The organism is Oleiphilus sp. HI0067 (assembly GCF_001635735.1).
Genome location: NZ_LWFI01000178.1, coordinates 1 through 808, shown reverse-complemented (window position 1 = coordinate 808; position 808 = coordinate 1). Strand labels below are relative to the sequence as shown.

The window sequence follows — 808 nt, the reverse complement described above, 5'->3', positions numbered from 1 at the left end:
TGCTCAGGCGTTGGCTGCGCATCAGATAGTGCTTCAGTGCATCACGATGTCGTTTATGATTCCGCTTGGTTTATCGCAAGCTGTATCAGTGAAAGTCGGCAAGCATTACGGTGCAGGTAATCCGATTGAAACCAAGCAAGTGATTTTATACGCCCTAGTGATCGCGAGCGCGACAGCAAGCGCGGCAGGCTTGGTCTTTTGGTTGCTCCCTGATGTGTTGGTAGATCTTTTTGTTGATGAGGCATTAGGGCCAGACGAGTACCAGGCTCTAGTGGCCTTAGCTAGTTTGTTGTTACTGATTGGCGCCATGTTCCAATTGGTTGACGGGTGGCAGGTCGTTTTAATGGGTGTGCTCAGAGGCTTTAAACTTGGCGCATCTCCAACCATCGTCGCAACTGTTAGTTATTGGGGGCTGGGATTTCCTGCGGCTTATTTCCTGGGTGAGATGTTTGGCCCTGCCGGCGTATGGGCGGGCATGGGCTTAGGCTTAGGCTTAAGTGCAATCTTGTTATTTGGTCTTGTTGTTAAAACCTACAAGCGAGTGTTTTGAGCATACTTAATTGAAGAGCTAACGCTCTCGGCAAGAATACTCCACGCTCCATGTAGACCAAAGATCGAGCCATGCAGAGGATGCGTTATAGAGTAGAGCGTTGTCTAGCATGCTAAAAACAAAGTCCGTTGGAGTTACTTCGGTCGTGATTTGATTCCACTCCAGACCTGAGCACTCTTTATTTAACTGTAATGGGTTGCTCAGCTCGGCGACTGAAAAAATGGCGTGTTGATACCATTTTCTGTACCGAACACTGCT

The 808-nt window shown here is 48.4% G+C and carries 2 protein-coding genes; one reads left to right on the top strand and one right to left on the bottom strand.

Features of this window, described 5'->3' with window-relative positions:
• Positions 1-550 (top strand): MATE family efflux transporter (locus A3739_RS02390; RefSeq protein ID WP_255376759.1); only part of this gene is annotated, 550 nt, incomplete at its 5' end.
• Positions 551-568: 18 nt separating this feature from the next.
• Here A3739_RS02390 and A3739_RS30635 read toward each other — a convergent pair.
• The coding region (locus A3739_RS30635) for a hypothetical protein (RefSeq protein WP_231876979.1) at positions 569-808 on the bottom strand (240 nt) is incomplete at its 5' end.